Origin of the sequence: Mesorhizobium sp. M4A.F.Ca.ET.090.04.2.1, assembly GCF_003999085.1 — a bacterium.
In the GTDB taxonomy this organism is placed as follows: Bacteria; Pseudomonadota; Alphaproteobacteria; order Rhizobiales; family Rhizobiaceae; genus Mesorhizobium.
This window is the reverse complement of sequence record NZ_RZOT01000401.1, coordinates 1-5,676: the sequence shown is the minus strand read 5'-3', so window position 1 is coordinate 5,676 and position 5,676 is coordinate 1. Positions and strand designations below refer to the sequence as shown.

General features: G+C 66.5%; 5 protein-coding genes and 1 pseudogene. 3 read left to right on the top strand and 3 right to left on the bottom strand.

Annotation, left to right across the window (positions count from 1 at the left end; translation table 11 throughout):
* Together EN781_RS23900 and EN781_RS23895 are read left to right on the top strand one after the other, a co-directional pair.
* Positions 1-787, top strand: a pseudogene (locus EN781_RS23900) (helix-turn-helix domain-containing protein); the annotation flags it as partial.
* An 81-nt stretch (positions 788-868) separates the two neighbouring features.
* Positions 869-1,525: a glutamine cyclotransferase gene (locus EN781_RS23895; RefSeq protein WP_126055088.1), complete on the top strand. Its 657-nt coding sequence runs from the start codon at positions 869-871 to the stop codon at positions 1,523-1,525.
* A 126-nt stretch (positions 1,526-1,651) separates the two neighbouring features.
* On the opposite strand, the gene efp is transcribed toward EN781_RS23895, so the two are convergent.
* Positions 1,652-2,221, bottom strand: a complete 570-nt coding sequence (gene efp, locus EN781_RS23890) for an elongation factor P (RefSeq protein ID WP_126055087.1) — start codon at positions 2,219-2,221, stop codon at positions 1,652-1,654.
* A 129-nt stretch (positions 2,222-2,350) separates the two neighbouring features.
* Here efp and epmA point away from each other — a divergent pair, with 129 nt between their 5' ends.
* Complete coding sequence (gene epmA, locus EN781_RS23885; protein ID WP_127400382.1) at positions 2,351-3,400, top strand: EF-P lysine aminoacylase EpmA; 1,050 nt, start codon at positions 2,351-2,353, stop codon at positions 3,398-3,400.
* A 36-nt stretch (positions 3,401-3,436) separates the two neighbouring features.
* Here the strand turns inward: epmA and EN781_RS23880 are convergent, their stop codons facing one another.
* Both EN781_RS23880 and EN781_RS23875 read right to left on the bottom strand, forming a co-directional pair.
* Positions 3,437-4,264 (bottom strand): ABC transporter permease, encoded by an 828-nt coding sequence (locus tag EN781_RS23880; RefSeq protein ID WP_126055085.1) that lies wholly within the window; start codon positions 4,262-4,264, stop codon positions 3,437-3,439.
* A gap of 2 nt (positions 4,265-4,266) precedes the next feature.
* Positions 4,267-5,547 carry an ABC transporter permease gene (locus EN781_RS23875; RefSeq protein ID WP_126055084.1) on the bottom strand — a complete coding sequence of 427 codons (1,281 nt, stop codon included), beginning with the start codon at positions 5,545-5,547 and terminating at the stop codon, positions 4,267-4,269.
* Between the last annotated feature and the right edge of the window lie 129 nt (positions 5,548-5,676).

Sequence of the window (5,676 nt, the reverse complement as noted above, 5' to 3'; positions counted from 1 at the left end):
TGTCGCACATGAGCTCGCGGCCGCCGGCATCGCGGTCCGGCGACTGCGGACGAAGGCGGCGCGCTCGGCGTTCGGCCGGGCATCGCTCGCCGCCTACGAGGCCAAGATTCCGGCGCTGAGGGCGGAGGTCGAAGCGGCCTCCCTGGTGTTGAACACGCCCGTAGGCCGGCAGATTGCGCAGGGATCGGAGAAATTGCTGCCGCTCGATGAGGTCGAGACGCTGCTGGCGTCCGGCGCGTTCGTTATCGATGCCTGCCGCAATGTCGTGCGTGAAGCCGATAAGGTTGTCTCGCTGGCCAGCCGGCCGGTGCTGTTTGTCCTGGCGCGCACGCTCGCCGAGGCCTGGCCGGGGGATGCCTCGCGCGAGACGCTGCTCAGGCGCGCTTTTCGGGCAAGGCATGCCGATGAGTCGCATCGCGCGAGGCTGCGGGTCGAGATGGGCCGGCTGCGCGCCGAACTCGGCGCGCTGGCCGAAATCAACGCGACGGCCGCCGGCTTTGCGCTGACGCCGCTTGGCGCCGGCGAGGTGGTCGTGCTGGCGCCGCCGGTCGAGGAACAGCATGGCGCGGTGCTGGCCTTCCTCGCCGACGGCGAGTCCTGGTCGAGCTCGGCGCTGGCGATCGCGCTTGGCGCCAGCGCTCGCACCGTGCAGCGGGCGCTGGAGGAGCTTTCGGCCGAGAGAAAGGTTCAGGCCATCGGCCGTGGCCGGGCGCGCCGCTGGATGATGCCGCCGGTGACCGGATTCCCGACTGTCTTGTTACTCCCGGGCCCGCTGCCGAGCGACTAAGCATGCTGGCGAAAGTTTCGGGAAAGAGACATGCCCAGGAACTAAGTGCCAGGTGTATTGTCCAGATCGATGGAGACCGCGATGAAACGAGCGACTGCCGAAATCCTGCGTGAGTACGGACCCTTTCCGGGGGTGAAGACCGTGGCTGGCGTGACCTTCGACGGCGAGAAAGTCTGGTTTGCCTCGGGCGACAAGCTCAATGCGCTCGATCCTGGGTCAGGAGCGACACTGCGCTCGATCGATGTCGCAGCCGATGCCGGAACCGCCTTCGACGGCAAGCATCTTTACCAGATCGCCGAAGAGCGCATCCAGAAGATCGATCCGCAGACCGGCGACGTCATCGCCACGATCCCGGCTCCCGGCAATGGCGGCGACTCCGGCCTGACCTGGGCCGAGGGCTCGCTTTGGGTTGGTGAATACCGCGCCCGCAAGATCCATCAGATCGATCCCGAAACCGGCACGGTGATCCGCACCATCGAGTCCAAGCGCGTCGTCACCGGGGTCACCTGGGTCGACGGCGAGCTCTGGCACGGTACCTGGGAAGGCGACGAGAGCGATCTGAGGCGCATCGATCCTGGTACCGGCGAGGTGCTTCAGACGCTGGACATGCCGGCGGGAATGGGTGTGTCCGGGCTGGAATCCGATGGCGGAGGCTGCTTCTTCTGCGGCGGCGGCAACAGCGGCAAGGTGAGGGCGGTGCGCCGGCCCGGCTATGCCCCCACGGTGGCGAACAAATAGAAGCCGGGGCCGGGCGCGTTCTGAACTTCGTGATCGAGGCGCCTGCCGGGCGCCCCCATCTCGCGCGTTCACGAGGAGGCGGCCCGCAACATCGCCGGCGAGCTCTGGTAGACCGTGCGTCTGGTCTCAGTCCTTGGCGCGCTCGACGTAGGAGCCGTCGGCGGTCATCACCACCACGCGCGTGCCGGCGGAAATGTGCGGCGGCACCGCCGTGCGCACGCCGTTGGAAAGCATGGCCGGCTTGTAGGACGAGGACGCCGTCTGGCCCTTGGTGACCGGTTCGGTTTCGACCACCTCGAACACGGCGCGCTGCGGCAGCACCAGCGAAATCGGCACGCCGTTGAACTGCGCCAGCTGCACCGCCATGCCTTCCTGCAGATAGGGGGCCATGTCGCCGACCACGCCTTCCGGCGCCACGACCTGGTCGTAGCTTTCCGGGTTCATGAAATGGAAGCCTTCGCCGTCGGAGTAGAGGAAAGTGTGCTCGCGCTCCTCGACATAGGCGCGCTCCACCATCTCTGTCGTGCGATAGCGCTCCGAAACCTTCACGCCGTCGCCGATGCGGCGCATGTCGAGTTGCGTCACCGGCGTGCCCTTGCCAGGGTGGATGTTTTCGGCAAAGAGGATGACATAGAGCTTGCCGTCCTTATCGACGACGTTGCCTTTGCGTAAGGAGCTGGCGATGACCTTGACCACGGTGTTCAATCCCAATCGAGTTTTTCGGCCTGCGAGCGCTGATTGCCAAAAATCGGCTACGGCGGCCACCGCGTGCGCCCTAGCGCATCTTGCGCCGAACCGCCAGCCTTCTCGGCGATTTTCCTGCCGATGACCAGCGAAGCTTCCCCCTGGTGGACGCCCGACGTCCATGCCGACCGCCGGCCGCGGCTGCTGGCGCGCAACGCCATTGCCACCGCCTTGCGCGGCTGGTTCGCCAGTCGCGATTTCATCGAGGTCACGACATCGGCGCTCCAGGTCTCGCCCGGCAACGAGGCGCATCTGGCGGCCTTCGCCACCGAGGCGATCGGGACGGATGGCGCGCGCCAGCCGCTCTATCTCCACACCTCGCCGGAATTCGCCTGCAAGAAGCTGCTTGCCGCCGGCGAGCGGCGCATCTTCAGTTTGGGCGCGGTGTGGCGCAACCGCGAGCGCGGGCCCTTGCACCATCCGGAATTCACCATGCTCGAATGGTATCGCGTCGGCGAGACCTATGAGAGCCTGATGGCGGACTGCGCCGAATTCCTGGCTCTCGCGGCGGAGAAGGCCGGCGCGAAAACCTTTCGCTTCCGCGGCCGCGAGGCCGACCCTTTCGCCGAGCCGGAGCGGCTAAGTGTCGCCGAAGCCTTTTCGCGCCATGCCGGCATCGATCTTCTCGCGACCGTCTCCGCCGACGGCGGCACCGATCGCGCGGCGCTGCACGATGCCCTCGTCCGTGCCGGCCTGCGCACTGCGCGCGACGACCACTGGGCCGACCTGTTCAGCCGGGTGATGGTCGAGAAGGTCGAACCGGCGCTGGGGCAGGGGCGGGCCACCATCCTGTACGGCTACCCGGTCTCGGAAGCCGCGCTCGCCCGGCCGAGCGCGGAGGATCCGCGCGTTGCCGAGCGTTTCGAACTCTATTGCTGCGGCGTCGAGCTCGCCAACGCCTTCGGCGAGCTCACCGATCCAACCGAGCAGCGCCGCCGCTTCACCGCCGAAATGGACGAGAAGGAGCGCATCTATGGCGAGCGCTACCCGATCGACGAGGACTTTCTCGCGGCTCTGGCCACCATGCCGCAGGCCAGCGGCTCGGCACTCGGCTTCGACCGGCTGGTGATGCTGGCGACGGGCGCGGCGCGGATCGACGACGTGATCTGGACGCCGGTGGCCGACGCGTGAAGACCTCAGCCGCCGGCCTCGCCGGTCCTGAAGAACCTATGCCGCTGCGCCCGGCCGTTTCTGACCGCGCCGCGCCAAAAGATTGGCCACCACCAGAAGCACGATTGACAGCGCCATCATCAGCGTCGCGGCGGCGGTGATCGCCGGGCTGAGCTTTTCGCGAAGGCCGATGAACATTTCGAGCGGCATGGTGCGCTGGCCGGCACTGGCCAAGAACTGCACGACCACGACCTCGTCGAAGGACGTGACGAAGGCGAAGGCCGCGCCAGAGAGCACGCCGGGCAGGATCAGCGGCAGCATCACCCGAAAGAACGCGGTCAGCGGTTTCGCCCCGGAGATCGCGGCGGCACGCATCAAATTGCGGTCGAAGCCGGTGAGGCTCGCCGCCACCGTCACGACGACAAACGGACTGGCTAGAGCGGTATGCGCCAGGATGATGCCGGCGTAGGTGCTGGCCAGGCCGATGCGCGCATAGAACAGATACGAGCCGACGGCGGTGATCACCACCGGCACTATGAGCGGCGACAGAAGCAGCGGCATGACGATGCGTCGGCCTGGGAATTTCTCGTCGGAAAGCGCGATCGCCGTCAGCGTGCCAAGCGTCGTTGCGATCAGCGTGGTGCCGAAGGCAACGATCAGGCTGTTGCCGATCGCCGACTGCCAGCGCTGGGTGCCGAGCACCATCTCGTACCAGCGCGTCGAGAGGCCCTCCAGCGGGAAGATGAAGAAGGCACCGCTGTTGAAGGAGAGCGGAACCGGAATGAGGATCGGGACCAGCAGGAAAAGGATGACCAGCGCGCACCAGATCCAGAGCAGCGCGATGCGGATGCGTTCGCCAAGGGTTGGGAAGGGAGACAACAGCATGGCTACACCAGCTTCAGGCGGTCGAGGCCGAGGATGCGAGCAAAGATGCCGAACAGCGCCAACGTGAAGACGAGCAGGATGAAGCTCAAGGCCGCCGCCATCTCCCAGTTCAGTTCGACATTGACGTAGTTGGCGATGAAGTTGCTGATCAGCTGGTCGCTGGCGCCACCGATCAGTGCCGGCGTTATGTAGTAACCCAGGCACAGGATGAAGGTGAGCAGGCATCCGGCCATCACGCCGGGAAACACCTGCGGAAGGTAGACGCGCCGGAAGGCGGTGAGGGGTTTGGCTCCAAGCGAATAGGCCGCCTTCATCTGCGACGGCTGGATGGTGCGCATGACGCTGTAGATCGGCAGCAGCGTGAACGGCAGCTGGATATGCGTCATGGCAATGATCAGCCCGATGCGGCTGTACATCAGGTCGAGCCGGTCGCTGGCTATGCCGATGAAGAGCAGGAAGTCGTTGACCAGGCCGAATTTCTGCAAAAGCACCGTCCACGCGGCGGTGCGCACCAGGATCGAGGTCCAGAACGGCAGGAGCACGGCGACGATCAGCACGGCGGCCAGGCCTTTCGGGACGCTGGCGATGAGGTAGGCGAGGGGAAACCCGAGCAGCAGCGTGGCGAGCGTGACCGCCGCGGCAACAAGGAAGGTGCGCACGAACACCTGCAGGAAGATCGCCTGCTCCGGCGGCACCCGCTCGATGCCGCCATCGGCATTCCAGCGCATGTCGAGCGCGCTCAGCAGATAGAACGAGGTGAGGCTGTGAGTGCCATTCCGGATTGCCGGCCAGGTCGACGGCGCCGACCAGAACGGCACCGATTTCATGGCCTCGAGCGCGGCCTGACCGTCGGCGTTTTCGAGCTTGCGCACCGTCTTCAGCACTTGGCTGCGCGCGCCGGGCAGGCGGGCGTTCAGGCTCTTGGCCAGCTCATAGGCCGTGCCCTTGACCTGGTTGTCCTTCAGGTCGGCGGCCAGCGCCGCGAAGGCATCGTCCACCGGCAGGCCCTGGCCGTTCCAGCCGGCCAGGGCCACGGTCGTTTTGGGCAAAGCATCTGCGATTGTCGGATCATAGACGGCGCGCGACAGCAGCAGCACGATAGGTATGCCGAAGCTCAACGCCAGGAGAATGAGCAGCGGCGCCGCCAACAGCAGCGAGCGCAGCCGGTCGCCGAATTCGGCGCGCCGGAGCGCCGCCGACACGGATTTGAGGTCCGCGTCGGCGGCTGGCCGGCCGCGGGCCAGCGCGGGCCGGTCGACTTCGCTGGGCTGGAGCGCCGACATGCCCGTTCCTACTGCGCAAGCCAGGCGTTGAAGCGCTTGACCAGATCCTCGCCGTAGTCGCCCCAGAACTCGGTGTCGGCGACCAGATAGGCGCCGCCCAGATGGTCCGGCGCGTTGGGCAGTTTCGGC

Excerpts from the sequence above, each read along its gene's own strand:
- EN781_RS23875 (WP_126055084.1), bottom strand. The coding sequence starts at position 5,547 with ATGTCGGCGCTCCAGCCCAGCGAAGTCGACCGGCCCGCGCTGGCCCGC.
- epmA (WP_127400382.1), top strand. The coding sequence starts at position 2,351 with ATGACCAGCGAAGCTTCCCCCTGGTGGACGCCCGACGTCCATGCCGAC.
- EN781_RS23880 (WP_126055085.1), bottom strand. The coding sequence starts at position 4,264 with ATGCTGTTGTCTCCCTTCCCAACCCTTGGCGAACGCATCCGCATCGCG.
- EN781_RS23895 (WP_126055088.1), top strand. The coding sequence starts at position 869 with ATGAAACGAGCGACTGCCGAAATCCTGCGTGAGTACGGACCCTTTCCG.